The sequence below is a fragment of the Mameliella sp. MMSF_3455 genome (assembly GCF_030733205.1).
GTDB lineage: Bacteria > Pseudomonadota > Alphaproteobacteria > Rhodobacterales > Rhodobacteraceae > Antarctobacter.
The window spans coordinates 1-25,187 of record NZ_JASHJL010000013.1 but is presented as its reverse complement, the minus strand read 5'-3'; the positions used below and the strand labels follow the sequence as shown (position 1 = coordinate 25,187).

The 25,187-nt window shown below is 62.8% G+C and carries 35 protein-coding genes and 1 pseudogene; 4 read left to right on the top strand and 32 right to left on the bottom strand.

Translation table 11 applies throughout. The features are described 5' to 3' along the window. Positions 1-11: 11 nt before the first annotated feature. The 6 genes from rpsK to rplO all read right to left on the bottom strand — a co-directional run bounded on the left by rpsK (position 12) and on the right by rplO (position 3,944). Positions 12-407 (bottom strand): 30S ribosomal protein S11, encoded by a 396-nt coding sequence (rpsK, locus tag RBB42_RS11550; RefSeq protein WP_043137338.1) that lies wholly within the window; start codon positions 405-407, stop codon positions 12-14. Between the two features lie 15 nt (positions 408-422). After that, entirely contained in the window at positions 423-791 is a 369-nt protein-coding gene (rpsM, locus tag RBB42_RS11545; RefSeq protein ID WP_305967608.1) for a 30S ribosomal protein S13, read from the bottom strand. Positions 792-988: 197 nt separating this feature from the next. Beyond that, positions 989-1,360, bottom strand: coding sequence for a hypothetical protein (locus tag RBB42_RS11540; RefSeq protein WP_305967607.1), 372 nt, complete (start codon positions 1,358-1,360; stop codon positions 989-991). Then, positions 1,357-2,001, bottom strand: a complete 645-nt coding sequence (locus RBB42_RS11535) for an adenylate kinase (RefSeq protein WP_305967606.1) — start codon at positions 1,999-2,001, stop codon at positions 1,357-1,359. Before RBB42_RS11535 ends, RBB42_RS11540 begins: the two co-directional genes overlap by 4 nt. Further along, a complete protein-coding gene (gene secY, locus RBB42_RS11530) occupies positions 1,998-3,365 on the bottom strand; it encodes a preprotein translocase subunit SecY (RefSeq protein ID WP_088714214.1) in 1,368 nt (455 codons plus the stop codon). The genes RBB42_RS11535 and secY overlap by 4 nt, the downstream gene beginning before the upstream one ends. Positions 3,366-3,473: 108 nt before the next feature. Beyond that, positions 3,474-3,944 carry a 50S ribosomal protein L15 gene (rplO, locus tag RBB42_RS11525; protein WP_043137351.1) on the bottom strand — a complete coding sequence of 157 codons (471 nt, stop codon included), beginning with the start codon at positions 3,942-3,944 and terminating at the stop codon, positions 3,474-3,476. Between the two features lie 280 nt (positions 3,945-4,224). Here rplO and RBB42_RS11520 point away from each other — a divergent pair, with 280 nt between their 5' ends. Together RBB42_RS11520 and RBB42_RS11515 are read left to right on the top strand one after the other, a co-directional pair. After that, the gene (locus RBB42_RS11520) at positions 4,225-4,884 is read left to right on the top strand and encodes a hypothetical protein (RefSeq protein ID WP_305967605.1); all 660 of its coding nucleotides are present in this window, start codon (positions 4,225-4,227) and stop codon (positions 4,882-4,884) included. A 261-nt stretch (positions 4,885-5,145) separates the two neighbouring features. Further along, a complete protein-coding gene (locus RBB42_RS11515) occupies positions 5,146-6,393 on the top strand; it encodes a DEAD/DEAH box helicase (protein ID WP_305967604.1) in 1,248 nt (415 codons plus the stop codon). A 14-nt stretch (positions 6,394-6,407) separates the two neighbouring features. Here the strand turns inward: RBB42_RS11515 and RBB42_RS11510 are convergent, their stop codons facing one another. The 14 genes and pseudogenes from RBB42_RS11510 to rpmC form a co-directional block, all read right to left on the bottom strand. Continuing rightward, complete coding sequence (locus RBB42_RS11510; protein WP_305967603.1) at positions 6,408-7,568, bottom strand: cytochrome P450; 1,161 nt, start codon at positions 7,566-7,568, stop codon at positions 6,408-6,410. Further along, positions 7,565-8,521, bottom strand: coding sequence for a cytochrome P450 (locus tag RBB42_RS11505; protein WP_371932219.1), 957 nt, complete (start codon positions 8,519-8,521; stop codon positions 7,565-7,567). The genes RBB42_RS11510 and RBB42_RS11505 overlap by 4 nt, the downstream gene beginning before the upstream one ends. Then, positions 8,412-9,605: an MBL fold metallo-hydrolase gene (locus tag RBB42_RS28120; protein ID WP_371932218.1), complete on the bottom strand. Its 1,194-nt coding sequence runs from the start codon at positions 9,603-9,605 to the stop codon at positions 8,412-8,414. The genes RBB42_RS11505 and RBB42_RS28120 overlap by 110 nt, the downstream gene beginning before the upstream one ends. A gap of 146 nt (positions 9,606-9,751) precedes the next feature. Beyond that, positions 9,752-9,940, bottom strand: a complete 189-nt coding sequence (gene rpmD, locus RBB42_RS11495; RefSeq protein ID WP_043137362.1) for a 50S ribosomal protein L30 — start codon at positions 9,938-9,940, stop codon at positions 9,752-9,754. A gap of 2 nt (positions 9,941-9,942) precedes the next feature. Further along, entirely contained in the window at positions 9,943-10,524 is a 582-nt protein-coding gene (gene rpsE, locus RBB42_RS11490; protein WP_043137365.1) for a 30S ribosomal protein S5, read from the bottom strand. Positions 10,525-10,681: 157 nt separating this feature from the next. Then, on the bottom strand, positions 10,682-11,041 hold the full coding sequence (gene rplR, locus RBB42_RS11485; RefSeq protein WP_305967600.1) for a 50S ribosomal protein L18: 360 nt from the start codon (positions 11,039-11,041) through the stop codon (positions 10,682-10,684). Between the two features lie 12 nt (positions 11,042-11,053). Continuing rightward, positions 11,054-11,587 carry a 50S ribosomal protein L6 gene (gene rplF / locus RBB42_RS11480; protein ID WP_305967599.1) on the bottom strand — a complete coding sequence of 178 codons (534 nt, stop codon included), beginning with the start codon at positions 11,585-11,587 and terminating at the stop codon, positions 11,054-11,056. Positions 11,588-11,601: 14 nt separating this feature from the next. Beyond that, complete coding sequence (rpsH, locus tag RBB42_RS11475) at positions 11,602-11,994, bottom strand: 30S ribosomal protein S8 (RefSeq protein ID WP_305967598.1); 393 nt, start codon at positions 11,992-11,994, stop codon at positions 11,602-11,604. Positions 11,995-12,006: 12 nt separating this feature from the next. Further along, positions 12,007-12,312, bottom strand: a complete 306-nt coding sequence (gene rpsN / locus RBB42_RS11470; protein ID WP_305967597.1) for a 30S ribosomal protein S14 — start codon at positions 12,310-12,312, stop codon at positions 12,007-12,009. Positions 12,313-12,325: 13 nt separating this feature from the next. Further along, entirely contained in the window at positions 12,326-12,907 is a 582-nt protein-coding gene (gene rplE / locus RBB42_RS11465) for a 50S ribosomal protein L5 (protein ID WP_305967596.1), read from the bottom strand. Further along, positions 12,900-13,211, bottom strand: a complete 312-nt coding sequence (gene rplX, locus RBB42_RS11460; RefSeq protein ID WP_305967595.1) for a 50S ribosomal protein L24 — start codon at positions 13,209-13,211, stop codon at positions 12,900-12,902. Before rplX ends, rplE begins: the two co-directional genes overlap by 8 nt. 1 nt (position 13,212) lies before the next feature. Further along, positions 13,213-13,581 carry a 50S ribosomal protein L14 gene (rplN, locus tag RBB42_RS11455; RefSeq protein ID WP_023851005.1) on the bottom strand — a complete coding sequence of 123 codons (369 nt, stop codon included), beginning with the start codon at positions 13,579-13,581 and terminating at the stop codon, positions 13,213-13,215. A gap of 205 nt (positions 13,582-13,786) precedes the next feature. After that, positions 13,787-14,008: pseudogene (rpsQ, locus tag RBB42_RS11450) on the bottom strand (30S ribosomal protein S17); the annotation flags it as partial. Between the two features lie 3 nt (positions 14,009-14,011). Then, positions 14,012-14,224, bottom strand: coding sequence for a 50S ribosomal protein L29 (gene rpmC / locus RBB42_RS11445; protein ID WP_043137381.1), 213 nt, complete (start codon positions 14,222-14,224; stop codon positions 14,012-14,014). A gap of 588 nt (positions 14,225-14,812) precedes the next feature. Between rpmC and RBB42_RS11440 the strand changes: the two genes are divergently transcribed. Then, entirely contained in the window at positions 14,813-16,405 is a 1,593-nt protein-coding gene (locus tag RBB42_RS11440) for a PAS domain-containing hybrid sensor histidine kinase/response regulator family protein (protein ID WP_305967593.1), read from the top strand. 66 nt (positions 16,406-16,471) lie between these two features. On the opposite strand, the gene RBB42_RS11435 is transcribed toward RBB42_RS11440, so the two are convergent. Beyond that, on the bottom strand, positions 16,472-17,089 hold the full coding sequence (locus RBB42_RS11435; protein WP_305967592.1) for a 2OG-Fe(II) oxygenase family protein: 618 nt from the start codon (positions 17,087-17,089) through the stop codon (positions 16,472-16,474). A gap of 361 nt (positions 17,090-17,450) precedes the next feature. Between RBB42_RS11435 and RBB42_RS11430 the strand changes: the two genes are divergently transcribed. Then, positions 17,451-17,912, top strand: a complete 462-nt coding sequence (locus RBB42_RS11430) for a lysozyme family protein (RefSeq protein WP_305967591.1) — start codon at positions 17,451-17,453, stop codon at positions 17,910-17,912. Between the two features lie 15 nt (positions 17,913-17,927). Here RBB42_RS11430 and RBB42_RS11425 read toward each other — a convergent pair whose 3' ends face one another. From RBB42_RS11425 to rpsJ, 11 genes are all read right to left on the bottom strand, one after another. Beyond that, positions 17,928-18,686, bottom strand: a complete 759-nt coding sequence (locus tag RBB42_RS11425; RefSeq protein ID WP_306043367.1) for a hypothetical protein — start codon at positions 18,684-18,686, stop codon at positions 17,928-17,930. 171 nt (positions 18,687-18,857) lie between these two features. Continuing rightward, positions 18,858-19,271, bottom strand: a complete 414-nt coding sequence (gene rplP, locus RBB42_RS11420) for a 50S ribosomal protein L16 (RefSeq protein ID WP_043137391.1) — start codon at positions 19,269-19,271, stop codon at positions 18,858-18,860. 2 nt (positions 19,272-19,273) lie between these two features. Further along, positions 19,274-20,008: a 30S ribosomal protein S3 gene (gene rpsC / locus RBB42_RS11415; RefSeq protein WP_219517659.1), complete on the bottom strand. Its 735-nt coding sequence runs from the start codon at positions 20,006-20,008 to the stop codon at positions 19,274-19,276. Continuing rightward, entirely contained in the window at positions 20,008-20,388 is a 381-nt protein-coding gene (gene rplV, locus RBB42_RS11410; RefSeq protein WP_043137394.1) for a 50S ribosomal protein L22, read from the bottom strand. The genes rpsC and rplV overlap by 1 nt, the downstream gene beginning before the upstream one ends. A 3-nt stretch (positions 20,389-20,391) precedes the next feature. After that, complete coding sequence (rpsS, locus tag RBB42_RS11405) at positions 20,392-20,670, bottom strand: 30S ribosomal protein S19 (protein ID WP_043137396.1); 279 nt, start codon at positions 20,668-20,670, stop codon at positions 20,392-20,394. 3 nt (positions 20,671-20,673) lie between these two features. Beyond that, positions 20,674-21,516: a 50S ribosomal protein L2 gene (gene rplB, locus RBB42_RS11400; RefSeq protein ID WP_305967589.1), complete on the bottom strand. Its 843-nt coding sequence runs from the start codon at positions 21,514-21,516 to the stop codon at positions 20,674-20,676. Between the two features lie 264 nt (positions 21,517-21,780). Continuing rightward, a complete protein-coding gene (locus tag RBB42_RS11395; RefSeq protein ID WP_305967588.1) occupies positions 21,781-22,809 on the bottom strand; it encodes a glycosyltransferase family 4 protein in 1,029 nt (342 codons plus the stop codon). Between the two features lie 225 nt (positions 22,810-23,034). Further along, entirely contained in the window at positions 23,035-23,331 is a 297-nt protein-coding gene (locus RBB42_RS11390) for a 50S ribosomal protein L23 (RefSeq protein WP_305967587.1), read from the bottom strand. After that, positions 23,328-23,945, bottom strand: a complete 618-nt coding sequence (gene rplD / locus RBB42_RS11385) for a 50S ribosomal protein L4 (RefSeq protein WP_305967586.1) — start codon at positions 23,943-23,945, stop codon at positions 23,328-23,330. Before rplD ends, RBB42_RS11390 begins: the two co-directional genes overlap by 4 nt. After that, a complete protein-coding gene (gene rplC / locus RBB42_RS11380; RefSeq protein WP_305967827.1) occupies positions 23,942-24,781 on the bottom strand; it encodes a 50S ribosomal protein L3 in 840 nt (279 codons plus the stop codon). Before rplC ends, rplD begins: the two co-directional genes overlap by 4 nt. Positions 24,782-24,796: 15 nt before the next feature. Then, the gene (rpsJ, locus tag RBB42_RS11375; protein WP_023849092.1) at positions 24,797-25,102 is read right to left on the bottom strand and encodes a 30S ribosomal protein S10; all 306 of its coding nucleotides are present in this window, start codon (positions 25,100-25,102) and stop codon (positions 24,797-24,799) included. Positions 25,103-25,187: the final 85 nt, after the last annotated feature.

Sequence of the window (25,187 nt, the reverse complement as noted above, 5' to 3'; positions counted from 1 at the left end):
TGTCCGATGGATCAGACGCGGCGGCGCTTCGGCGGGCGGCAACCGTTGTGGGCGATCGGCGTCACGTCGCGGATCGACGTGATGTTGAAGCCGACGGCAGCCAGTGCGCGCAGCGCGGATTCGCGACCCGAACCGGGGCCCTGCACTTCGACTTCCAGCGTCTTGACGCCATGTTCCTGCGCCTTCTTGCCGGCGTCTTCCGCGGCAAGCTGAGCGGCGTAGGGGGTCGACTTGCGCGAACCCTTGAAGCCCATGGTGCCGGCCGACGACCAGGAGATCGCGTTGCCTTGCACGTCCGAGATCAGAATCTTGGTGTTGTTGAAGGACGAGTTCACATGCGCCACACCGGCTGCAATGTTCTTCGAGACCTTCTTCTTGCCGCCACCGCGGCGAGTATCGCGTGCCATGGTTCCGTTCTCCCCTTACTTCTTCTTGCCAGCGATGGGCTTTGCGGGGCCCTTGCGCGTGCGTGCGTTGGTGTGGGTCCGCTGACCGCGGACGGGGAGGTTGCGGCGATGGCGCAGGCCGCGGTAGCAGCCGAGGTCCATCAGGCGCTTGACGTTCATCTGAACTTCGCGGCGCAGGTCGCCTTCGACGGTCAGGTTGGCGTCGATGAATTCACGGACGGCCAGGACTTCTGCGTCGCTCAGCTCATTGACGCGGCGCGCCGCATCGATGTTGGTGGCTGCGCAGATTTCCTTGGCGGTCGACGGACCGATACCGTGGATGTAGGTCAGCGCGATCGGGACGCGCTTGTGGGTCGGGATGTTGACGCCGGCAATACGTGCCAAGTCTCTGTTCCTTTCGTTGCGAGCCCGTAGCTCCAGGCCCTTTTTTCACAACGGAAGCCCGGGCCATGCGGCTGCCGGGCGTCTGTCATAACTCAGGTGATCGTCCCGAATCCTGGATCCACGATTCGGGCAATGGCTCCCTTGCGGGATGGGGCTAACTATTGGGCAGGGCCCAGAAGGTCAACCCCCTGTCAAGGCTATTTTCGCGACCATTGCGAACAGGGGAAATAGATCTCTGGCAGGGGGAAGATTCCGTCGGGCACGACCCGCACGAAACCGCCCTTTGTCTCACTGATCCAGAGGTGGGTCCGCCACTGGCTTGCGCCGTCGTCACAGGTCGCACTGACCGACAGGGACTCACCCGGAACGAAACGCACGTCGGACCAAGAACAGCGCGCGCCGTGGCTTTCGATGCCGGTGGGCGTCAGCGTCACGATCCCGGCCATTTCGCGATCCTCGTAGGGCAGATCGCAATAGCCCGGGTTGTCGAGGATCTCTTCGGCAAAGGCCGGGGCGACGGCTGGCAGCCCGCTGATCAGCAGGGCCGCCACCGTCCGTCCGCTCCTCATGCGTCGAGCAATCCGGCAATCGCAGACTGGATATCGGCGATCTCTCCAAGCCCGTCGACGCTGTTGTGCTTGTCCAGCGCGTAGTAATAGCCGATCAGCGGCGAGGTCTGCTTGTAATAGGCCATCAGGCGCGTACGCAGGCTGTCCTCGTTGTCGTCGGCGCGGCGCTTGAACTCTGTCCCGCCGCATTTCACGCATTTGCCGTCCTCGGGGATCGGCTTGGTGAGATCGTTGTAGACCTCACCACAGCTGCCGCAGGTCGACCGCGCCGTGATGCGCTGCACCAGGACATCGTCGTCGACGCGCAGTTCGATCACCTTGTCCAGCGTCTGACCTTCATCGGCCAGCAGTTTGCCCAGTGCGTCCGCCTGCGCCAGCGTCCGCGGAAAGCCGTCAAAGATGAACCCGTTGGCCGAGACCGTTTCCAGCTTTTCGCGGATCAGGCCGATCACGATCTCGTCGGTGACAAGGTCACCGCGGGCCATCACGTCAGCGACGATCTTGCCCATCTCGGTGCCGCTGTCCTTGGCCTCGCGCAGCATGTCACCGGTCGAAAGCTGGACCATGCCACGGTTCTCTTCGAGAATGCGTGCCTGTGTGCCCTTGCCCGCCCCCGGCGGTCCCAAAAGAATGATGTTCATCGACGCGCTGGTGCCCCCCGTTTCTTGCGGCCCTTACCCTTGCCGCGCAGTTGCGACTTTTGAATAAGACCTTCGTACTGATGTGCCAAGAGATGGCTCTGGACCTGTTGAATGGTGTCCATGGTCACGCTGACCACGATCAGAACCGAAGTACCGCCAAAGTAGAACGGGATGGCGTATTGGGTGCGCAGGATCTCGGGCAGAAGGCAAACAGCCGTCAGGTAGATGGAGCCCAGGACCAGCACGCGGTTCACGACGTATTCCAGGTATTCCGCGGTTTTCTTTCCCGGGCGAATGCCCGGAACGAAACCGTTCTGGTTCTTGAGGTTGTCCGCAACGTCATCGGGTTTGAATGAAACGTTGAAGGTGTAGAAATAGGCGAAGAAGACGATCATGGCGCCGAAGAACAGCAGATAGAGCGGCTGTCCGGGGCCAAAATAGGCAAGGATCGTCGACATGATCGGCCCGGTGTCCGACCCGCCAGAGAAGGTCGAGATCGTCACCGGCAGCAACAGCAGCGAGCTGGCGAAGATCGCCGGGATGACGCCCGCCGGGTTCACCTTGACCGGCAGGTGCGACTGCTGCGCCTCGGTCATCTTCATGCCGACCTGGCGGCGCGGATACTGGATCGTGATCTTGCGCAGCGCGCGTTCCATGAAGACCACGAAGGTGATGACGCCCACCACCATCAGGATCACGCCCACGATCACGGCCGGGCTGATCGCGCCCGATTGCCCCTGGCTGAAGAACTGCGCCAGCGCGGCGGGAACCTCGGCGATGATGCCGACGAAGATGATCAGCGAGATACCGTTGCCGATGCCGCGCGCGGTGATCTGTTCACCCAGCCACATCAGGAACATGGTACCGCCAACCAGCGTGATCATGCAGGCAGCGCGGAAGAACCAGCCCGGATCGGTCACGAGATCCCCGGCTTCCAGGCTGACCGCAAGGCCATAAGACTGGATCACGGCCAGCGCCACGGTGCCGTAACGGGTGTACTGGTTGATCTTCTTGCGACCCTGCTCACCCTCTTTCTTGAGCTGCTCCAGCGCCGGCACCATCGCCGTCAGAAGCTGCACCATGATCGAGGCCGAGATGTAGGGCATGATGCCCAGCGCAAAGATCCCCATGCGTCCCAGCGCACCGCCGGTGAACATCGACACCATGCCCGCAACGCCCTGCCCCGCCTGCTCGACAAACTCTTGCAGCGCGGCGCCGTCGATCCCCGGAACGGGAATGTAGGTGCCAAGGCGGTAGACGATCAGAAGGGCGAGGGTGAAGAAGATGCGATTGCGCAGGTCGGTTGCTTTGCCAAGCGCCGCCCAGCTGGTGTTGGCGGCCATTTGCTCTGCTGCGGATACCATGCGGATCTCTCTTTTCAGTCAAACGCCGCCACGACGGGTTTTCCGTCGGGCGGCGCGCAATGGAAAACTGTTGGACATGTAAGCGGCGGATGCGCCGCTCACAAGTCGTTATTCCGCCGCTGCCGCGGTGGTGACGGTCAGCGAACCGCCCTTGCCCTCGACCGCTGCAACCGCCGACTTCGACGCGCCGGTGACGTTGATGGTCAGAGCACCGGTCACTTCGCCCTTGGCGAGGACGCGGATGCCGTCCAGCGAACGGCGGACGAGACCCGAGGAGACCAGCGTTTCTTCGGTGATGTTGCCGGCGTCCAGCTTGCCCGCGTCAACGAATTTCTGGATCAGGCCGAGGTTGACGACAGCATATGCCTTGCGGTTCGGCTTGTTGAAGCCACGCTTGGGCAGACGCTGGTACAGCGGCATCTGGCCGCCTTCGTAGCCGTTGATGGCCACACCCGAACGCGATTTCTGGCCCTTGATACCACGGCCACCCATTTTACCACGGCCCGAACCGGGACCACGGCCGATACGCTGCTTGCGCTTGGTTGCGCCGGGGTTGTCCCGGAGTTCATTGAGTTTCATGTCGCTTCTCCTATGCCGGATGCTGCCCGCGAAGCGATGATGGACAGACCACGGCGTTTCTTGGTTGTGAATCGGATCCGTTCGGACCACCGGGGGCGTATAGCGAAGCGCCCCGGCCAAGACAAGCCTTCCCTGCACGCCCCCTCCGTCAGCCCGCCGCTTGCAAAGGTCCGGTTTACCATACGGTAGGGAATCTCCGAATGGCATGGCCCGCCCGGCCCGGGCAGACTGACCTCAGACGCGCAAATTTCCTGGCGCGATCAACCCCGGAGCCGCGATCATGACCCTTGCCGACAACTGGCTAATGACCTTCGGAATCGCCTCCATCGTGGTCAGCAACCTCGCCTGCCTGCCCTACATCCGCGACATGCTATGCGGCAGCACCCGCCCAGTTCGATCGACATGGCTGATTTGGTCGGTGCTTTCGGGGATCTGCCTGGTGTCCAACGTCGACAAGGGTGCCGATGCCTCCTTGTTCTTTGTCGGCGTCGAAACGGCGGAAACGGTGCTGATCTTCGTTCTTTCAATCCGCTTCGGCATGGGCAGCATCCTGCAAGCGCGCGATCTGGCGATCTACACGGTATCTGGCGTCGGGCTGGCTCTGTGGTGGGTCACGGACGACGCGGTCTTTGCCCTGGCCATCGCCATCGCGATCAGCGCCCTCGGCGGCATACCGACCATCCTCAAGGCCTATGCCGAACCGCGCACCGAGACCGCAGCCTGTTGGGGACTCTCGGCGGTGGCCGCGCTGCTGGGCCTGCTGTCGGTCGGCGCCCTTTCACCGGTCCTCTTGGCCTACCCAGCCTACCTGCTGGTGCTTTACTGCGCGATCCTGGGAGCGATGGGTCTTGGCTACCGTCGTGAACGGCTGGAACGCGAGGCGATGGCCCTGCGCCTGGCACCGCTTCGCCCGCGGGCAATGCAAGGCATTCCGGCCTGAGCCCTTGACTTCTGCACCGCAGCACCGCATGTACACGCCAGTTGCCGCACCCGCCGCGTGAGCGGGGCTGACGGGCGATAGCGCCCTCTCGGCACATCTTCCCAACATGGTTCCCATTTCACGCGGGGGTCCAGAACCGCAACAGGCGCGACGGCACGATGCCCCGCGCCCGGGTTTGCGGTCTCACCCGTGCGCGCCGCGATGCCTCGTGGCGGGATACGCATGATTTCGCGGGTATCGCCCGCACTAAAGGACGTACACTTGGATTTCGACATGCTGGGGCTGCCGCCCCGCCTTCTGGCCAACCTGGCCGAACAGAACATCACCGAACCCACCCCGATCCAGACGCAGGCCATCCCGCACGCCATGAACGGCCGCGATGTCATGGGCCTGGCGCAGACAGGCACCGGCAAGACCGCCGCCTTTGGCCTGCCGCTGATCTCGACCCTGATGCGCAAGCAGTCGCGCCCTGCCGCCAAGTGCGTGCACGGCCTGATCCTCGCGCCTACGCGCGAACTGGCCAAGCAGATCGTCGACAACCTGCGCATCTACGCCGCCGGAACCCCGGTCAAGATCGGTATCGTCACCGGCGGCACCTCGTTGAACGCCCAGGCCCAGCGGCTGGCCAAGGGCACCGACCTTCTGGTCGCCACCCCCGGCCGTCTGATCGACCTGATGGAACGCAAGTCCGTGCGGCTGGACGGGACCGAGTTCCTGGTGCTGGACGAAGCCGACCAGATGCTGGACCTCGGCTTTATCCACGCGCTGCGCCAGATCGCCAAGCATCTGCCCGCGGAACGCCAGACCATGCTGTTCTCGGCCACCATGCCCAAGCAGATGGCCGAAATCGCCGCCGCCTACCTGAGCGATCCGGCTCGGATCGAGGTCACGCCTCCGGGCAAGCCCGTGGACCGCATCGATCAAAGCGTGCACTTCGTCGAGCAGTCGCAGAAGGCATCCTTGCTGGTCAGCCATCTGGACGGGCACCGGACAGAGGCCGCGCTGGTCTTTTCGCGCACCAAGCACGGCGCCGAAAAACTGAAAAAGCATCTCGAGGCCAAGGGCTTTGCCGCCGGGTCGATCCACGGCAACAAAAGCCAGGGCCAGCGCGACCGCGCGCTCAAGGCGTTCCGTGATGGCGACCTGAAAGTTCTGGTGGCGACGGATGTGGCCGCGCGCGGGATCGACATTCCCGCCGTCCGCTATGTCTACAACTTCGATCTGCCGAACGTGGCCGACAACTATGTCCACCGCATCGGCCGTACCGCCCGCGCCGGGCGCGACGGCACCGCCATCGCCTATTGCGCGCCGACCGAGATGGGCGAGTTCCAGGCCATTGTGAAAGTCATGGGCCGCGAAATCGACGTGGCGGGGGGCGAGCCATGGGAACCGGTCAAGAAACCCGGTCGTGGCGGCGGTGGCAATCGCCGCTCGGGCAACCGCCCCGGCAATGGCGCCAAGCCCGGACGCCCGCGCCGCAGCCGCAATCGCCGCGCCAAGGCGGCCTGACCTGTCCGGGGGCGCTACCCGGCGCCCCCGAGCCTCACCGGAACTGATTTCGGCCCTCGAAAGGCCCAGCCGGCGAATGCCACCGGCCCTGCCAGTTCCATATCCGGGAACCTCTCGAACAGCATGGGCAAAGCAACCTCGGCGATCAGTGATCGCGAGGCCGCAGCGCCCGCGCAGAAATGCGGACCGGCGCCGAACGCGAGGCTGAGCCGCGTATCGCGCATCACGTCAAAGACATCTGGCCGGTCGAAGACCTCCGGATCCCGGTTGCCGATCCCATACATCAGGAACACCCGGTCGCCGGGGTCAAAGCGCACGCCCTCTACGACATCCTCCCGCGCCACCTCACGCGGGCTCATGCCGATGGGGGCGATCCAGCGGGCAAATTCCGCGAATGCGTTCTGCCAGCTTGCCGTCCCTGCACGCACCTTGGCCAACTGCCTTGGGTGGGACAAGAGCGCCCAGGCACATCCGGCAATCGCATCACGCGATTCGTTCTGGCCGCCGGATATCGCCAGCTTGATGTTGGCCCGCACGCTGTCCATGGGCAACCCCGCGCGTAGCTGCACGTCCAACAGGGAATTCGCCGGCGGATCGTCCGTCTGCGCGTCGATCACCGCATCGATCCGCGCCGTCGCCGCGTGGCAGCGCGCCTCGATGTCCGGATCGCCGGTGTAATTGGCGATCCCGTCGATCATCTCCTGGCTGACGGCATCCATGTCCTGCCATGTCAGGCCATGCAGACCAGTGATCGCCCGCAGCGCCTCACCCGACAAGCGCATGGCATAATCGCTCACCAGATCACACTGCCCCTGCCGCCCCATATCCTCCAGCGCAGCGAGTGCCGCGGCACGAAAGGCATTGGACCAGCGATCCCGCACGGTGCGCGGCGAATAGGCCGGAAAGCAGGCGCGCCGTTCCGCCTCATGCGCCTCGCCGTCCTTGCGCATCATGTTCTCGCCCATCAGGCGGGTCATCAGCCCCTGCGGCTGGCGCGAGGAAAACACCTCGATCCGCTTTTCCTGTTCAAAGATCACGTTCCGCCGGGTGATCAGCGTCGCGCCCAGTTGCGGGACATGGGCGATGGGGGTTTCTGCCTGCAGGCGGGCCAGTGCCGGATAGGGATCGGCGACCAATTCCGCAGGGTTCAGATCGACGACGGGCGCGTCGCTCATCGCACCCGAACCGGCAGAGTTGCATACCCCCGGAACCGGGCCAGCGGAACCCGCGTGCGCGGACCATTCGCCGCCAGCTTGGGAAAGCGCCGCACGAATTTCCCAAGAGCGATCTTGCCCTCGATCCGCGCCAAAGAGGCGCCAAGGCAGACATGTATCCCCGTGATGAAGGCGATATGCCGGTTCGGTCGCCGCGTGATGTCCACCCGGTCCGGATCTTCAAAGACCGCCGGATCGCGGTTCGCCCCGGCGATGGAGGTATGGATATAGGTTCCCTTGGGCAACACGCCGGTCGACAACTCGATATCCTCCCCCGCCAGCCGGTTGCCAATCTGAAGCGGGCTTTCGACACGCAGGAACTCCTCGACCGCAGGGCCGATCAGGTCCGGGTCGTCCAGCAGCATCCGGTGCTGGTCGGGGTTGTCCATGAGCAAACCGATGGAGTTCCCAACAAAACTGGTCGTCGTCTCATGTCCCGCGTTCAGCAGGAAGATACAGTTCTGGATCAGCTCTTCCTGCGTCAGCCGCCTCCCTTCATGTTCGCCAAAGATCAAAGACTCCAGCACCTCGCCTTCATGGGCCCCCTCTCGGTTGCGGCGGCGATGGTCGATAAGGTCGCCAAGGATCTCGCCGAACTCCTTGACCGCGCGGTTGCCTTCGGCCAGCCGCTCCGCCGGCACCACCGGGTCCAGGGCACCGAGAATCGCCAGGGAGTAACCGCGCAGCCGCGCGCGGTATTCCTCGGGGATGCCCAGCATGAAGCTGATGATCTCGGTCGGCAGGACCTTGGCGAAATCCTCGATCAGGTCCAGTTCTCCCAGGTCCTCGACCCGGTCCAGCAGGCTATCCACGATCCCGTCGATCAGCGGCTCGAACTCGGCCAGCTTGCGCGGCGTGAACGCGCCAGAGATCAGCTTGCGCACCACCGTGTGATAAGGCGGATCGTTGAAGATCAGGCTGGTCGTGTGGTGCTTTTGCAGCGGGCATTGGCCAAATTTCTCGCCAAAGGCCTTTGTCTTGTCGGACAGCATATCGCGGCTTCGGTAGACGCTCATGCAATCGTCGAAACGGGTCAGGATGACAGAACCATCCACGTTGCGGTGAACCGGGCTTTGCTGCCGAAGCCGATGCAGGACGGGGTGCGGATTTTCGATGAAGTCCGGACCGATCGCGTTGAGATCGAAAGTCGTAACATCCAATGCCATGAAAAAGCCTCCCGCAAGGACTTTGCGGGAGGCTATTCACTTCGGCAAGGGCCGCCGTCAGCCCAGCGTACCAGTCACCCATCTTCACCGTGGCCGCGTCGCCGACCATCTCGGCGAACATCGCCGGATCCTGCGTACCGCCGTCCCGGCCGCGATAGTGGTAAGGATAGACATAGGTCGGGGCAAACTCCCGCACTGCGTCCGCGGCTGCCTCTGCCGTCATGGTGAACGGCAGGTTCATGCAGACAAAGGCCAGGTCGATGCTTTCCAGCGCCCGCATGTCCGGGATGTCCTCGGTGTCGCCCGAGACGTAGATGCGGAAATCGCCCATCGTCAGGACATAGCCATTGTCGCGACCTTTGGGGTGAAAATTCTCCCGGCCTTCGGTCATGTTGTAGGCCGGGATTGCGTCGACCTGCAGGCCGGTCAGGCTGGCGCTGGCGCCATTGGCAAGCAAGGTGGTGTTCACCTTCAACTCTTCCGAGAGCATGTCGAAAACCGCCGGATTGGTCAGCATTTGCGTGTTCTCGCCCTTTATCGCGGTCAACACGTCTGCATTGTAATGATCACCGTGCTCGTGCGTGATCAGGATCAGGTCAGGCTCGGGGAAGTTCTCGTACTCCGAGACTTCGCCAACCGGGTCGACATAGATCGTGCCCACCGGTGTCTCCAACACGATGGAGGCATGGTGCACGGGATGGACGACGACGGTCCCTTCGGATGTCTTGAACTCGTTGGGCAGGTGGCCGCCGGCACGACCTGCGAAGGGCAGAACCGTGATACTGCCAGCGGCGGTAGCGGTATGAATAAAATTTCGACGGGTGAGGGTCATGGATTGCGCTCCCTTTGGTCTGTTCCCGCGAAAGGGTAGCGCGCGCCCCGGCTGCGACCAATTGAACTTTGCGAGATGACCCCCACAAGGCGAAAACGCCCCCCGGAAGGACCGGAGGGCGCTTCTGTTCACATCGGAAAAGAGGCTCAGTCGCGCTCTTCGACGATTTCCACCAGGTGCGGGATCTTGCGGATCATGCCGCGAACCGCAGGCGTGTCTTCCAGTTCGCGTACGCGGTGCATCTTGTTCAGGCCCAGGCCGACCAGGGTCTGACGCTGGATGGCGGGGCGGCGGATCGGCGAACCGACCTGTTTGACGACAATGGTCTTTGCCATGATCAGGCCTCCTCGGTCTCGGCTGCGGGCGCGTCATCACGCTTGGGCAGGATGTCGGCGACCTTCTTGCCACGACGCTGCGCGACGTTGCGCGGCGACTGCTGGTTGCGCAGGGCGTCCAGCGTGGCGTGGATCATCGCGTAGGGGTTCTGAGAGCCGGTCGACTTGGCGACGACGTCCTGAACGCCCAGCATTTCAAAGACTGCACGCATCGGACCACCGGCGATGATACCTGTACCCTGAGGGGCGGTCCGCATGGTGATCTTGCCGGCGCCGTGATGGCCCTTGGCGTCGTGGTGCAGGGTCCGACCCTCTTTAAGCGGCACGCGGATCATCTTGCGCTTGGCTTGCTCGGTAGCCTTGCGGATGGCCTCGGGGACCTCCTTGGCCTTGCCCTTGCCAAAGCCGACGCGGCCTTTCTGGTCGCCCACGACGACGAGTGCGGCAAAGCCGAAGCGCTTACCACCCTTGACGGTCTTGGACACACGGTTGATCGCCACAAGGCGATCGGCGAATTCGGGCGCCTGCTCCTCGCGGTCACGACGACCGCGGCCGCCGCCACGCTTGTTCTCACGTTCTGCCATAAGGCATTCCTTTTCTCGTGGTGCCCAAGAGCACCGGTTTGTTCAATCGCAGTGGGCCGGATGGCCCCTCGATCATCGAGGCGTTTCCGCCTGCAAAAGAAGCTGCGCCCGGCGGGCGCAGCTTGCGAACGGTGCGCAAGGACTGCGCACCGAATCCTCAGATCTTCAGACCGCCTTCACGCGCGGCCTCGGCCAAGGCCTTCACCTTACCGTGGAAGAGAAAGCCACCACGGTCGAAGTATGCTTCTTCGACACCGGCCGCCTTGGCGCGCTCGGCGATTGCCGCGCCCACCTTGGCTGCTGCTTCGACGTTGTTCTTGCCGACAACACCCAGCGACGGCTCCAGCGAGGAAGCTGCTGCCAGGGTCTTGCCTGCCACATCGTCGATGAGCTGGACCGAGATGTTCTTGTTCGAACGGTGGACCGAAAGGCGAACGCGACCCGCGTTGACCTTCCGAAGCTTGTTCCGGACGCGCAAGCGGCGCTTCTGGAACAGTACACGTTTGCTGTTTGCCATTGCCTTGCGTCCTTACTTCTTCTTGCCTTCCTTCTGGAAGATGTACTCGCCCTTGTAGCGGATACCCTTCCCCTTGTACGGCTCCGGCCGGCGCCAGTCGCGGATATTGGCCGCAACCTGGCCCACCTGCTGAATGTCATGCCCCTCGATAACGATCTCGGTGGGCTTGGGGCAGGTGATGGTGATGCCGTCGGGAACCTCGAAATCCACGTCGTGCGACAGGCCGAGGTTCAGCTTAAGGACCTTGCCTGCCAGCTGAGCGCGGTAGCCGACGCCCTGGATTTCCAGTTCCTTCTTGAAGGTGTTCTGGACGCCGTGGACGAGGTTCGCAACAACAGTGCGGGACATGCCCCACTGCTGGCGGGCGCGCTTGGACTTGCCGCGCGGTTCCACCGAAATTGCGTTATCCTCGACCTTGAGGGTCACGTCATCCGTGGCCGTAAAGCTCTGGGTGCCTTTCGGGCCCTTCACTTCGATGGTCTGGCCGGAGACGCTGGCCGAGACGCCCGAGGGCAGTTCGACCGGCTTCTTACCAATACGAGACATGTGTTCAGGCCTCCTTAGAATACGGTGCAGAGCACTTCGCCGCCGACATTGGCCGCGCGTGCGTTTGCGTCCGACATCACACCCTTGGGGGTGGAGACAATCGACACACCCAGGCCCTGACGGACCTGCGGGATGTCCTTGACGCTCATGTAGACGCGACGGCCGGGTTTCGAGACCCGCTTGACCTCACGAATGACAGGAGTGCCATCGAAGTATTTCAGGCTGATTTCCAGCGTCGGGTGGCCGTTGACGTCGGTCCCGCTTTCATAGCCGCGGATGTAGCCTTCGTCCGCCAGCACGTCCAGAACCCAGGCGCGCAGCTTGGAGGCCGGCGTGGACACGGTGGACTTGCCGCGCATTTGCGCGTTGCGGATACGGGTGAGCATATCGCCGATAGGATCGTTCATCTCATCCCCTCCTTACCAGCTCGACTTCACGACGCCGGGCAGCTTGCCGTTCGAACCGAGGTCGCGCAGGGCGATACGGCTGATCTTGAGCTTGCGGTAGTAGGCGTGCGGACGGCCCGTCAGCTGGCAGCGGTTGTGCAGCCGGGTGGGCGAGGAATTGCGCGGCAGCTTGGCCAGCTTGAGGCGGGCCTTGAAGCGCTCTTCCATCGGCTTCGATTCGTCGTTTGCGATTTCTTTCAGTTCAGCGCGCTTGGCGGCATACCGGGCCACCAGGCGCTCGCGCTTCTTCTCGCGCTCGATCATTGCTTTTTTAGCCATGATATCGCTCCTATTACGCCTTGGTGAACGGCATGTTGAAGTGGGTGAACAGCGCCTTGGCCTGTTCGTCGGCCGAATGCTCGCCGAAGTCCTTGGCATTGGTCGTCATGATGATGTCCATGCCCCAGACCTCGTCGACCTTGTCGAAGTTGATCTCGGGGAACACGATGTGTTCCTTCAGACCCATCGCAAAGTTGCCACGGCCGTCGAACGCTGCCTTCACGCCGCGGAAGTCGCGGATGCGCGGCATTGCGACGGTCACCAGCCGGTCGAGGAATTCGTACATGCGCACGTCACGCAGGGTGACCTTGGCGCCGACGATCATGCCCTCGCGCAGACGGAACGGCGCGTGCGATTTCTTGGCCTTCGTACCGACGGCCTGCTGACCGGCGATCAGCGACAGTTCCTCGATGGCCGACTTGGCCTTCTTGCTGTCGCGAACGGCTTCTGCGCCGCAGCCGATGTTCAGCACGATCTTCTGCAGGCTCGGGATCTGCATGTCGTTCTTGTAGCCGAACTGCTCTTTCATCGCGGCCTTGATGGTGTCGCGATACTGGGCCTTCAGGCGCGGGGTGTAGCTTTCCATATCAAGCATCGATCACGTCCCCCGTGGTCTTGGCGTAGCGGACCTTCTTGTCGCCTTCCATGCGGAAACCGACGCGGGTCGGTTTGCCGTTGGCGTCGACGTAGGCCAGGTTCGACAGGTCCATCGGCAGCGCCTTGGGCATGCGGCCGCCCTGGCTGGTCTGGGTCTGGCGAGTGTGGCGGATGGCGATGTTCAGCCCGTCGACGACGGCCTTGCCGGCCTTGGGGTCAACGCTGACGATCTCACCGGTCTTGCCCTTGTCCTTGCCGGTCAAGACGATGACGGTGTCACCTTTTTTCAGTTTCGCGGCCATCTTACAGCACCTCCGGGGCGAGCGAGATGATCTTCATGAAGTTCTTGGCGCGCAGTTCACGCACGACCGGACCGAAGATACGCGTGCCGACCGGCTCACCTGCGTTGTTCAGGATCACGGCGGCGTTGCGGTCAAAGCGGATCGAGGTGCCGTCTTCGCGGCGAACTTCCTTGGCGGTGCGCACGACGACGGCCTTGCGGACGTCACCCTTTTTCACGCGACCACGCGGAATGGCCTCTTTCACCGACACCACGATGATGTCGCCGACCGAGGCATAGCGGCGGTGGGAACCGCCCAGAACCTTGATGCACTGAACTTTCCGGGCTCCGGAATTGTCAGCGACATCCAGATTGGTCTGCATCTGGATCATAAGTTTTCTCCCGACGTCCCGGGCCGCTCGTCAAGGAGACATTGACCCGGGGGTTTCGTATGCAACCGAGCCCCGCAAAGGGGGCTCGGCTCTGCCCTTACTGGGCGGTTTCTGCCTCTGCGGCTTTCTGGGCCTCGAAGCGGGCACGTTCGGCTGCGGCCGCTTCGGCGCGCGCCTTGTTGTGCTCTTCAAGCATGGCGTCGGTCATCACTTCCCAACGCTTGGTCTTGGACTTCGGCGCGCATTCGCGGATCGAGACCGCGTCGCCGACGTTGAAGGCACCTGCCTCGTCATGGGCGCGGTACTTCTTGGATTTCTTGATCGTCTTCTGCAGCACGGGGTGCTTGAAGCGACGGACGACCTGAACGGTCACGGTCTGGGCATTGGCGGTCGAGGTGACGGTGCCTTGCAGGATACGCTTGGGCATTCGTTACGCCTCCGCAGTCGAGGCCGCAGCAGCGGCTTTTTCGTTCAGGACGGTGTTGATGCGCGCGACGTCGCGGCGCACCTGGCGCATGCGCGCCGTGTTTTCCAGCTGGCTCGTGGCCGCCTGGAAGCGGAGGTTGAAAGCCTCCTTTTTCAGCTGGACAAGCTGGTCCCGGAGTTCGTCCGGGGACTTGTCACGGAGTTCCTGGGCGTTCATGCGCCTCTCCTTTGTTGCAACATCACCGGTAGGCCCCTGCCTGCGAGCATGCAGGGTCACCCTGATTCCGGTGGAGTCCGTGGATGAGCGGCCCCATTAGGCCAGAATCCCTGCCCATGCAAGGACAATCTGCGACAGCGGCCGCCTGCGCGCGCAACGTGCCCGGCAATCGCCAATGACTTGGTCGAAGTTGTCGGCCTGGGCGGTTCCCGTACAGCACGCATTTAGCGCGATCCGCGAAAGGCCGTCAATTCGAAGACAAGGGTCTCAACGGTCATCCCGTGGTTGCGATGATGGAGCTTTCCGATCCCCCGGTGCGGCTTGAATGCTTATGTGGAACCCCTGAAGGCATTTCGGCCCCAGAGAGCAGGGACAGGTAAACGACCAATCTATCGACCGGCGCCAAATGTCGGGGGCAAGCTACGGGGGCTTGTGGAAATTAACCTTTTCTCAACCCTCTCCTTGGAAATATGACGAAACCGAAGGGAGAGCGCACCTGCGGCCTCTTCCCGCGCCCCTTTATGCCCGCTTGCAGGGGTATTCTTGGCCTCGGTATACTTGCGCCGGACGAGCAAGAGGATGCAGCGCATGTCAGGATGGTCGACCTCTGGCGACGATGCGCTCTATAGCCGGATCGGGATCGACGGACAGTCCCATGCCCTTATGCTGGAACAGGCCGCGCGCATCGCTCAGCTGGGCTATTTCGTCTTCAACGTGCGGCAATCGATCGTCGAGGTCTGCTCGGTCCGCCACGCAGCCATTTTCGGGCAGACCCCGCAAGAGTTCATCGCCTCTGTCAGCGGCCTGAAAGGCGAGATGAAGATGATCCACCCCGAGGATCGCAACCTGCTGCGCGAGGCGTACCAGCGTCTCCTGCAGGGGGAGACGATCGAGATGGAATATCGTTTTTTCCGTCCCGATCGCAGTATGGGCTACATCCGGGAGATCGTCGCGCCCGAAGTCGGGGATAACGGCGAGATCGTGCGCGGGCTCGGCAGCAGCCTGGACGTCACCGATGCGCGCCTGGCCGAGGAACGCCGGGCGCAAGCCAACCGTCTGGCCGCTCTCGGCGAACTAACCGCCGGCGTGGCACATGACGTCAACAACATCCTGGCCGTGGTCATGGGCAACGCCGAATTGCTGCAGCACGAGGCCCGCGGCGAGCTGACAAACCAGTTGCTGGCGGAAATCGTCGACGCTTCCAAGCGTGGGGGCACATTGACTCGCAGCCTGCTGAATTTTGCCCAGAAGGCGACGATCCGACCGGTCGCCCTGGATCTTGGCGAAGAGACCGCCCGCGCCGTCGGCATGTTCGAGAGGACATCTTTCAAGAAGCCCAGCATCGTCGTCGACCGCGCCAAGGGAACCATTCCCATTTTTGCGGACCGCGACAACCTGCAATCGGTGATCCTGAACATCCTCATCAATGCATTGGACGCCATCCACGAAGGCGGGGCGATCCGGGTCAGGACCGAAACCGCAGCGGCCACCCCGATGGTCCCGGCGGGAGAATATGCCTGCCTCTCGATCCGCGACAACGGCAAGGGCATCGCCGCCCAGCACCTGGCCCGTGTGACCGAACCCTTCTTCACGACCAAGCCGCGCTCCAAAGGGTCTGGCCTGGGCCTGTCGATGGCAGCCGGTTTCATGCGGCAATTGGGCGGCGAACTCGCCATCGAGTCAGAGCCGGATGTCGGGACCTGCGTCCGACTGTTCTTTCCCCTGCACAAGGGCAAATGCACGGCTGAAGTCCCGGCTCCTGCCAGCGACCAGGCACAATTCGACAAGCTGCACGTACTGTTGCTGGAGGATGAGACTTCGATCCGCAAGGTTTTGCTGCGCAACCTGAAAAGCTGGGGCTTCTCGGTCACGGCCACCACTTCTGCCGAAGAGGCGCTGTCGGCCATTAAAGGCACTACATTCGACCTTGCCTTGCTGGACAACCACGTGCCCGGCGCCTGCACGGGTGCCGAGATCGCCGCCCATATCAAGGAGCGGCACCCTGCAACACCGACAATCCTGCTGACGGGCCTCGCCAAGCCCGGAACAGGCGGCCAGGGATCGGGGATCGACCAAGTGCTGGCAAAACCCGTCCCTGCCCCGGAACTGCGCGCGGCAATCACCACGTTGCTGGAGAAAGCCAAGCCGGTTTCCCCAAGACCCGTCAACCCAGGGGTTTGACCGCTTTCGCCCTTGCGGGACACCAGTCTTCCATCGCAGACCTTGCCGGCCGTACCGAAGGGCGCCTCACTCCCACTTGTAGTTGAAGCTTACGGAGACGCGGTTTTCCTCGGCCATGTTGAGCGGCACCTCGTGGCGCAACCAGCTTTCCCACAGCAAGACATCGCCCACTTGGGGCGCGACATAGACAAAGGAACGCAATTCCTCGCGGCAGCCCTTCTTGCGCGTCGGGGCCGCCATCATCATCGCCAGCCGCGGGTCCTCCAGCTTCAGCGCCGAGGCACCTTCCGGCATGGCCACATAGGTCGTCCCCGAAATCACCGAATGCGGATGGATGTGGCTCGAATGGGTGCCGCCCTCCGGCAGGATGTTGATCCAGATATCCTCAAGCACCAGGCTCTTGTCGCCCAGGTCGAATTCCAGGTCCTCTGCAAAGGCTGCTACATGCTTGTCGAGCACCTTCACCAAATCGGAAAAGACCGGGAATCGCCAGGGCAGATCCGTCAGCGAGGCATAGGAGGTATAGCCGGGATACCCCTGCTCCTCGCACCAGTCCTGCCCTGCCTCGTCATCCTCGGCGATGGAATAGCACGAACCTTCCAGTTCATCGGTGTCGATGGCGCCATGCTCGGACAGCGGCGCCTGGTAGAGGCGGGTGGCGAAAAGAGAACGGATCTGGGTCATGTCCGCGCTTTAGCCCAAGCCGGACATCGGGGGAAATGAAATCTCAACTTCTCGGCGGCATGGTCGCGGCCAATCAAGAGGTCCGAACAGAATGTTCCCAATCCGTTGCCTGATGCTAATGACGCTGCTCGCCTGTGGCGGCGGCGCGTCGGCGCAATCCGCCTCGCTCTTTCCCCGCGGCGACTCTGGCGCAGGATCTCCGCTGATTGCCCTGCGCACGACGGCTCGACCCGGACCGACACAGCCCGCCAGCCTGTTCGCCGACGCGGAGCGACTTGGTTTCTTCGCGTCGATGCCAAAAGCGCGCCCTGCCCCGGACCCCTCAGCCGGACCTCTCTCCGGCAGCTCCGCGGTAGCACGTTTGCGCAGCCTGATCGCCGAGGCCGAGGCAGGACCGGAGGGCTATGACGCGATCATTCACGGCGCCCGTGTCAAACCCCCGAAACGCCCAACAGAACTGACCATTGAGGAGATCCTGAACTGGATCGCCGCCACGCCCGGGCAGCCCCATGCCATCGGGCGTTACCAGTTCATCCCAGACACGCTGCGCTTTTTGGTTGCCGACCTGAACATCGACACGCAAACGCGATTTACCCACGAGTTGCAGGATCGTCTGGCCGATGAATTGCTGGCCGACGCCGGTTTCCTAGCCTTCCAACGCGGAGAAATCACGCGCCGCAGCTTCATGTACCGGCTGGCCAAGGTCTGGGCCGGCCTGCCCCTCCCCTCGGGAGAAAGCTATTACGAGGACTATGCCGGCAACAAGGCGACCATGACCTGGGCGCGGTTCGACGGGGCAATGGCCAACATCTTTCCGGACTGACCGCCCGCACGCCAATCAGGTCAGGGACGGCTGTCGGCGCAGGCGGGCAACGTGCCCGTTGCGCAGCGCGTCAATGTGGATCGCACCGATCTGGACCGGGATTTCCCGCAGTTCCAGCAGTCGAGCAATCGCGAACCTGTGCCCCCCGCCACCCGAGCGCAACAAGACACCATCGCGGGCAAGGTGAACAAGGATGCCACCGTGCTCCCGCCGGAAACAGGCAGGCAGTTCCTCGCGCAAGAGCAAGCGGCCGCGGTCCCGCGTCTCCTCGTAGACGCGGTCAAGCGCCGCGTAACGCGCCCGCAGATCATCCAGATCGCCGCAGCCGTCGGGCTGCCGCCCTCTCTCCAGTTCCCCTGCCATGCGGATCCAGCAGGGCGTCTCCTCCCAGTCCGCGCCTTGCTGGAATCGCATACGACAGCTGATGAGGCGGCTGTCTTCACCCAACTCTTTGCGCGCAAGATCCCAGTTGCCCGCGATGACCCGGGCACTGTCGCGACGCCGCAACTCGAACCGACCCCGAGGCTTGTCATAAATGTGCGCGACATCCGCTAGGTCAACAAAGATCGCGGCATCGCTTGGCGGAACCACAGCGCCAAAGCGAACCCGGTTGATCCAGTCGCGGACGACCTTTTGCGGGACCTGGTTTTCGATCGACTTTCGCCAGCGCGCCGGATGCCAATAGAAAGACCGCGCCCTGTGATAGACAGCCTCGGGCGTGAACGCCCCCTGGAGGGACTTCGGACTGGACAGATCTACCACAGGCGAGCGCATCGGACAAAACTCCAGGAAATCTTCTTGCTTTTTGCCCGGATCCATTGGTCGGACAAAAAGGCCCCCACCGCTTTCGCGCCGGGGGCCTTCATTATCCACATTGTGCGGGCCTTGCCAATCCCGAGATCGGCGAGGCGGCACATTCGTCACCCTGCGACGCAGGGTGTTGCGTTACCAGTCCTCGCGAACCACGACGCGGGTCTTGATCGGCAGCTTCATCGCGGCAAGACGCAGGGCCTCGCGGGCGATTTCCTCGTTCACGCCGTCGATCTCGAACATCACGCGGCCGGGCTTGACCTTGCAGGTCCAGCGGTCGACCGAGCCCTTACCCTTACCCATACGAACTTCGATGGGCTTTGCGGTCACGGGCGTGTCCGGGAAGATACGGATCCAGACGCGGCCCTGACGCTTCATGTGACGCGTCATGGCACGACGGGCTGCTTCGATCTGGCGTGCGGTGACGCGTTCGGGCTCGAGAGCCTTCAGACCGTAACCGCCGAAGTTCAGATCGGAACCGCCCTTGGCCTGGCCCTTGATCCGGCCCTTCTGAACCTTGCGGAATTTAGTACGCTTTGGCTGAAGCATGGTTACCTCCGATCATCCCGGCGGCCGCCACCGGCACCACGGGGGGCCGGACCGTCCTGGAGTTCCTGGTTCTTGCGGTCGCGGGCCTGCGGATCATGTTCCATGATCTCGCCCTTGAAGATCCAGACCTTGATACCGATGATGCCGTAAGGCGTGGTCGCCTCAACGTTGGCATAATCGATGTCGGCGCGCAGCGTGTGCAGCGGCACGCGGCCTTCGCGATACCATTCGGTACGCGCGATTTCCGCACCACCCAGACGACCAGCGACGTTCACCCGGATACCCTGGGCGCCCATGCGCATGGCGTTCTGCACGGCCCGCTTCATCGCGCGGCGGAAGGAGACACGGCGCTCAAGCTGCTGGGCGATCGACTCGCCGACCAGTTGTGCGTCCAGCTCGGGCTTGCGGACCTCGACGATGTTGAGGTGCAGTTCCGAGTCGGTCATCGACGAGAGCTTCTTGCGCAGCACCTCGATGTCCGCGCCCTTCTTGCCGATGATGACGCCGGGGCGCGCGGTATGCACCGTCACGCGGCACTTCTTGTGCGGGCGTTCGATGATCACGCGGCTGATGCCGGCCTGCTTCGGCGGGTTGCGATACTCATTGAAAATGAACTCGCGGATCTTGAGATCCTCGAGAAGCAGATCACCATAGTCCTTGGTGTCGGCGTACCAGCGGCTGTCCCAGGTGCGGTTGACCTGCAGGCGCATGCCGATCGGATTGGTCTTGTTACCCATTAGGCTTGCTCCTCAACCTGGCGCACCTTGATGGTGAGTTCCGAGAACGGCTTGTTGATCCGGCCAAAGCGACCACGGGCCCGGGGGCGTCCGCGCTTCATGACCAGGTTCTTGCCCACGTAGGCCTCGGCGACGACCAGTTCGTCGACGTCCAGACCGTGGTTGTTCTCGGCATTGGCGATAGCCGACTGCAGGCACTTCTTCACGTCAACCGCGATCCGCTTCTTCGAGAAGGTCAGGTCCGTGAGAGCCTTGTCCACCTTCTTGCCGCGGATCAGTTGTGCGACGAGGTTCAGTTTCTGCGGGCTGGTGCGCAGCATGCGCAGCTTTGCCATCGCTTCGTTGTCCGCCACGCGGCGGGGATTCTTATCCTTGCCCATGGCTTACTTCCTCTTCGCTTTCTTGTCGGCTGCGTGACCGTAGTAGGTACGGGTCGGTGCATATTCGCCGAACTTCTGGCCGATCATGTCCTCGGTCACGTTGACCGGGATATGCTTCTGACCGTTGTAGACGCCAAACGTCAGGCCCACGAACTGGGGCAGGATCGTCGAGCGGCGCGACCAGATCTTGATGACTTCGTTCTTGCCCGACTCGCGCGACTTCTCGGCCTTCTTCAGGACGTAGGAATCGACGAACGGACCTTTCCAGACGGAACGCGACATGGATTACCGCCCCTTCTTCTTGGCGTGGCGCGAGCGGATGATCAGCTTCTGCGACGCCTTGTTGGTGTTGCGGGTGCGCTTGCCCTTGGTCGGCTTGCCCCAGGGCGTCACCGGGTGACGACCACCCGAAGTGCGGCCTTCACCACCGCCGTGCGGGTGGTCGATCGGGTTCATGACGACACCGCGGACGGAGGGGCGCTTGCCCATGTGGCGGACGCGGCCGGCCTTGCCGAGGTTCTGGTTCGAGTTGTCGGGGTTCGAGACCGCGCCAACCGTTGCCAGGCACTCCTGGCGGACCATGCGCAGCTCACCGGAGCTGAGACGGATCTGGGCATAGCCACCGTCACGACCGACGAATTGGGCGTAGGTGCCCGCGGCGCGTGCGATCTGGCCACCCTTGCCGGGCTTGAGCTCGATGTTGTGGACGATCGTGCCGATCGGCATGCCGCTGAAGGGCATGGTGTTGCCGGGCTTGATGTCCGCTTTCTGCGAGGAAACGACCTTGTCGCCCACACCCAGGCGCTGGGGGGCGAGGATATAGGCCTGTTCGCCGTCGTCATACTGGACGAGCGCGATAAAGGCGGTGCGGTTGGGGTCGTATTCGATGCGCACGACGATGCCGTTGACATCGAACTTGTTGCGCTTGAAATCGACGATCCGGTAGAGGCGTTTTGCGCCACCGCCGCGGCGGCGAGCGGTGATCCGTCCGGTGTTGTTCCGGCCGCCGTTCTTCGTCAGACCCTCGGTGAGGGCCTTGACGGGGCGTCCTTTGTACAGCTCCGAACGGTCGATCAGCACCAGCCCGCGCTGGCCCGGCGTCGTCGGCTTGTACGACTTGAGTGCCATGCTTTCTGTCTTCCGTTGCTTACGGCCGGGTCGTGACCCAGCCTATGTTATCAGCCCCCCGAAGGTGGCCAGTGGTATAGGCCCCCGAAGGTGCCCGATTCGCGTCTTCCGCAAAGAAAAGCAAAGCCCCGGACGAATCCGGGGCTCCCTGCGGATGCGGTCGTTTAGGCGAGGACGGGCGTCACGTCAAGTGGTCGCAGGACCATTCCGCCAACTCGGCACTCCCGCTGTTGCGGCAGTTCGGCAGCGCCGGGACATGCGCCGTCACGCAACCCCGAAGTCATCCAGCAACGTGCGGATATTGCGGGAAAACGCCTCTTCACTCAGGTCGCGTTTCCATTTGGCAAGGGCACTCTGTTTCATCCGATCCAGTTCCTCGCGGTTGGAGTCCAGCTTCAACAACCATTCAACCGCCTGCTCCATGTGGAGCGGGTCGAAAACAACACCGTCATCGCCATGCGTCAGATCCCCCGCCGATCCGCATTGATCCGAGATCATCGGAACCGCGCCGTAGGCCATTGCTTCCAGCGGAGAAGATCCGCGCAACTCAGCGAAGCTGGGCAAAATGCACAGGTCATGTGAGGCATAGAGCGTTCCCATCTCAAGGAATGGCACAGATCCCGCCAGCTTGATCCACGGGCGACGCGACAGGTCCTGGATTGTCGCGAAATGCGAATTGTCCGGCCTCGGCATTGTTCCGGCCAGGGTCAGACTGATCCGGTCCTGCGCGCCCATTTCCTCTATCTTCTGGATCAGCAGGTGCTGGTTCTTGCGTTCGGCTCCCAGCTTGCCGACCAAAAGGACCTTCAACCGGTCGTCCTCACGCGGCAAGACCTCATGTGGCAGCACGTCCACGGGCAGCGGCAGAAAGCGCGCGTAGGGATCCTTGGGCTTGCGGCGATCCAGCCCGCGCACCGGGGTAAAGCGTTCGATCGGCAACCCCTTGTAGCGCAGCAGCAACCGCCGCGCGAAGCCCGTCGGAACATCGTCCGGCACCTGGTTGTACAGGATGCGTGGGATTCCCTTTCGCCTCGCCGCCCGAGAGGCGCGACGGCTGATGGCCCAAGCATTGCGAATGATCACGAGGTCGGGCCGGAATTCCTGAACTTCCTTTTCAACCTCCTCGTAGGATGGCGTCTTTCCCATGACGACCGGGTCGAGCATCGAGTGATCCTCTCCGCCGGAGGCAACACAGACCAACAGGCGGACCTCGTGCCCATCTGCCAGTAGGCGTCGGACCGCAAACCACATGTTGGTGTGAAACCGCGGCAAAGTGAAAAGCAGTCGCGCCATGGCACCCCTGAACCTTCTGAAACGCATGTTCGGCGCTGATCCAAATACCAGACCGCCAACGGCGCGCAAATCCCCGGACCGATTGAACGGCAGGTCGTTCGGACGGATCAGAGCCAGCCAAACAGCCCCGGCGCCAGCGCCCCCGCCCATCAAGGGAAAAGGCCCCCGCATCCCTGCGAGGGCCTTTCCGATTTCGGTAGCGCGGGGATCACCCCGCCGCCCAGATCACAACCCGGTCGACACGTCGATCGTGTTGCCCTCTTCGAGGGTGACATAGGCCTTCTTGACGTCCTTGCGGCGCCCCATGGTGCCGCGGAAACGCTTCTGCTTGCCCTTGGTGATGGTGGTGTTGACCGCCTTCACCTTGACACCGAACAACGCCTCGACCGCTTCCTTGATCTGCGGCTTGGCCGCGTCGATCGCCACTTCGAAGACCACGGCGCCATTCTCGGATGCCATCGTGGATTTCTCGGTGATGATCGGCTTGCGGATCACGTCGTAATGTTCTGCCTTCGCGCTCATTTCAGACGAGCCTCCAGTGCTTCGACACCCGCCTTGGTCAGAACCAGCGTGTCACGCTTGAGGATGTCATAGACATTTGCGCCCTGGCTCGGCAGCACATCGAGACCCTCGATGTTGGCTGCTGCACGGGCGAAGTTTTCGTTGACCTCGGCGCCGTCGATGATCAGCGCGCGCTTCCAGCCCAGGTTCGCGACCTGCTTGGCAAGGGTCTTGCTCTTGCCATCGCAATCCGCGGCTTCGATTACCACCAGCGAGCCGTCCTTCACCTTGGACGAAAGCGCGTGCATCAGGCCCAGCTTGCGGACCTTCTTGGGCAGTTCGTGGCCATGCGAACGCGGGGTCGGGCCCTTGTAGATGCCACCCTTGCGGAAGATCGGTGCGTTCCGGGAGCCGTGGCGTGCGCCGCCGGTGCCCTTCTGGCGATAGATCTTCTTCTTGGAGTAGGACACTTCCGAGCGGGTCTTGACCTTGTGCGTACCGGCCTGCGCCTTGTTGCGCTGCCAGCGGACGACGCGGTGGAGAATGTCGGCGCGCGGCTCCAGCCCGAACAGGGCCTCGTCCAGCTCGACTTCGCCAGCGGAACCGCCGTCGAGGTTGATCACGTCGAGTTTCATTCGTCGCTTTCCTTCTTCTCGGCCTCGATTTCAGCCTCGGCGTCTTTCAAAGCGGCTTCCTGCTGGGCGGCCTCTTCCGCAAGGCGGGCCTCCTCGGCAGCTTTCGCTTCTTCCTCGGCCTGGCGGGCGGCTTCCTCGGCGGCTTTCATCGCTTCCCGCTTGGCGCTCATCAGCGCGGCCGGCAGGATGACGTTGTCCGGGGTCGGTTTCTTGACGGCGTCCTTGACGGTCACCCAGGATCCCTTGGGGCCGGGAACGGCGCCCTTGATCATGATGATGCCACGGTCGCTGTCAGTGCGGACGACCTGCAGGTTCTGCGTGGTCACGCGGACAGAGCCCATGTGGCCGGCCATCTTCTTGCCCTTGAACACCTTGCCGGGGTTCTGGCACTGGCCGGTCGAACCGTGCGAACGGTGCGAGATCGACACGCCGTGCGTGGCACGCAGACCGCCGAAGTTGTGGCGCTTCATGCCGCCGGCAAAACCCTTACCGATGGTGATGCCGCTGACGTCCACGAACTGACCTTCGAAGTAATGGTCGGCGATGATTTCCTCACCCACTTCGATCAGGTTCTCGGGGTCGACGCGGAATTCCACGACCTTCCGCTTGGGTTCGACCTTGGCAACGGCGAAATGCCCACGCATCGCCTGGCTGACGCGCTTGGCCTTTGCGGTACCTGCGCCCAGCTGGACGGCGGTGTAGCCGTGCTGGTCATTGGTGCGCTGCGCGACAACCTGCAGGCTGTCGAGTTGCAGCACGGTGACGGGGATCTGCTTGCCGTCTTCCATGAAGAGACGGGTCATGCCGATCTTCTTTGCGATCACTCCAGAGCGCATGTTCATCGGCCTCCCTTAAACCTTGATCTCGACGTCCACGCCGGCGGCGAGGTCGAGCTTCATCAGGGCGTCCACGGTCTGCGGGGTCGGATCGACGATGTCCAGCAGGCGCTTGTGCGTGCGGATCTCGAACTGGTCGCGCGACTTCTTGTTGACGTGCGGACCGCGCAGAACGGTATATTTCTCGATCTTGTTCGGCAGCGGGATAGGACCGCGGACCGTTGCGCCGGTGCGTTTGGCGGTGTTGACGATTTCCTGGGTGCTGGCGTCCAGCACGCGGTAATCGAACGCCTTGAGCCGGATACGGATGTTCTGGTTCATTGAACAGCCTTGTTCACGATGTTGGGGTTGAGAGGAAGATCTGCGACCACCGCAAACCTTCGTCGAACCCGGAAGTGTCAGGGCG

Coding starts and splice junctions, on each gene's coding strand:
- rplR (WP_305967600.1), bottom strand. CDS start 11,041: ATGGCAAACAGCAAACGTGTACTGTTCCAGAAGCGCCGCTTGCGCGTC.
- rplF (WP_305967599.1), bottom strand. CDS start 11,587: ATGTCTCGTATTGGTAAGAAGCCGGTCGAACTGCCCTCGGGCGTCTCG.
- RBB42_RS11435 (WP_305967592.1), bottom strand. CDS start 17,089: ATGACCCAGATCCGTTCTCTTTTCGCCACCCGCCTCTACCAGGCGCCG.
- RBB42_RS11425 (WP_306043367.1), bottom strand. CDS start 18,686: ATGCGCTCGCCTGTGGTAGATCTGTCCAGTCCGAAGTCCCTCCAGGGG.
- rpsH (WP_305967598.1), bottom strand. CDS start 11,994: ATGAACGATCCTATCGGCGATATGCTCACCCGTATCCGCAACGCGCAA.
- RBB42_RS11540 (WP_305967607.1), bottom strand. CDS start 1,360: ATGAGGAGCGGACGGACGGTGGCGGCCCTGCTGATCAGCGGGCTGCCA.
- rplB (WP_305967589.1), bottom strand. CDS start 21,516: ATGGCACTCAAGTCGTACAAGCCGACGACGCCGGGCCAGCGCGGGCTG.
- rplX (WP_305967595.1), bottom strand. CDS start 13,211: ATGGCCGCGAAACTGAAAAAAGGTGACACCGTCATCGTCTTGACCGGC.
- RBB42_RS28120 (WP_371932218.1), bottom strand. CDS start 9,605: ATGACCCTCACCCGTCGAAATTTTATTCATACCGCTACCGCCGCTGGC.
- RBB42_RS11535 (WP_305967606.1), bottom strand. CDS start 2,001: ATGAACATCATTCTTTTGGGACCGCCGGGGGCGGGCAAGGGCACACAG.
- rplN (WP_023851005.1), bottom strand. CDS start 13,581: ATGATCCAGATGCAGACCAATCTGGATGTCGCTGACAATTCCGGAGCC.
- RBB42_RS11395 (WP_305967588.1), bottom strand. CDS start 22,809: ATGGCGCGACTGCTTTTCACTTTGCCGCGGTTTCACACCAACATGTGG.
- rpsE (WP_043137365.1), bottom strand. CDS start 10,524: ATGGCAGAACGTGAGAACAAGCGTGGCGGCGGCCGCGGTCGTCGTGAC.
- rpmD (WP_043137362.1), bottom strand. CDS start 9,940: ATGGCAAAGACCATTGTCGTCAAACAGGTCGGTTCGCCGATCCGCCGC.
- rplC (WP_305967827.1), bottom strand. CDS start 24,781: ATGCGCTCTGGAGTGATCGCAAAGAAGATCGGCATGACCCGTCTCTTC.
- rplO (WP_043137351.1), bottom strand. CDS start 3,944: ATGAAACTCAATGAACTCCGGGACAACCCCGGCGCAACCAAGCGCAAG.
- rplD (WP_305967586.1), bottom strand. CDS start 23,945: ATGAAACTCGACGTGATCAACCTCGACGGCGGTTCCGCTGGCGAAGTC.
- RBB42_RS11520 (WP_305967605.1), top strand. CDS start 4,225: ATGACCCTTGCCGACAACTGGCTAATGACCTTCGGAATCGCCTCCATC.
- rpsK (WP_043137338.1), bottom strand. CDS start 407: ATGGCACGCGATACTCGCCGCGGTGGCGGCAAGAAGAAGGTCTCGAAG.
- RBB42_RS11390 (WP_305967587.1), bottom strand. CDS start 23,331: ATGAGCGCGAAGGCAGAACATTACGACGTGATCCGCAAGCCGATCATC.
- rpmC (WP_043137381.1), bottom strand. CDS start 14,224: ATGAACGCCCAGGAACTCCGTGACAAGTCCCCGGACGAACTCCGGGAC.
- rpsC (WP_219517659.1), bottom strand. CDS start 20,008: ATGGGTAACAAGACCAATCCGATCGGCATGCGCCTGCAGGTCAACCGC.
- RBB42_RS11440 (WP_305967593.1), top strand. CDS start 14,813: ATGTCAGGATGGTCGACCTCTGGCGACGATGCGCTCTATAGCCGGATC.
- rplV (WP_043137394.1), bottom strand. CDS start 20,388: ATGGGCAAGGATAAGAATCCCCGCCGCGTGGCGGACAACGAAGCGATG.
- secY (WP_088714214.1), bottom strand. CDS start 3,365: ATGGTATCCGCAGCAGAGCAAATGGCCGCCAACACCAGCTGGGCGGCG.
- rpsS (WP_043137396.1), bottom strand. CDS start 20,670: ATGTCGCGTTCCGTCTGGAAAGGTCCGTTCGTCGATTCCTACGTCCTG.
- rplP (WP_043137391.1), bottom strand. CDS start 19,271: ATGCTTCAGCCAAAGCGTACTAAATTCCGCAAGGTTCAGAAGGGCCGG.
- rpsN (WP_305967597.1), bottom strand. CDS start 12,312: ATGGCTAAAAAAGCAATGATCGAGCGCGAGAAGAAGCGCGAGCGCCTG.
- rplE (WP_305967596.1), bottom strand. CDS start 12,907: ATGCTTGATATGGAAAGCTACACCCCGCGCCTGAAGGCCCAGTATCGC.
- rpsJ (WP_023849092.1), bottom strand. CDS start 25,102: ATGAACCAGAACATCCGTATCCGGCTCAAGGCGTTCGATTACCGCGTG.
- RBB42_RS11510 (WP_305967603.1), bottom strand. CDS start 7,568: ATGAGCGACGCGCCCGTCGTCGATCTGAACCCTGCGGAATTGGTCGCC.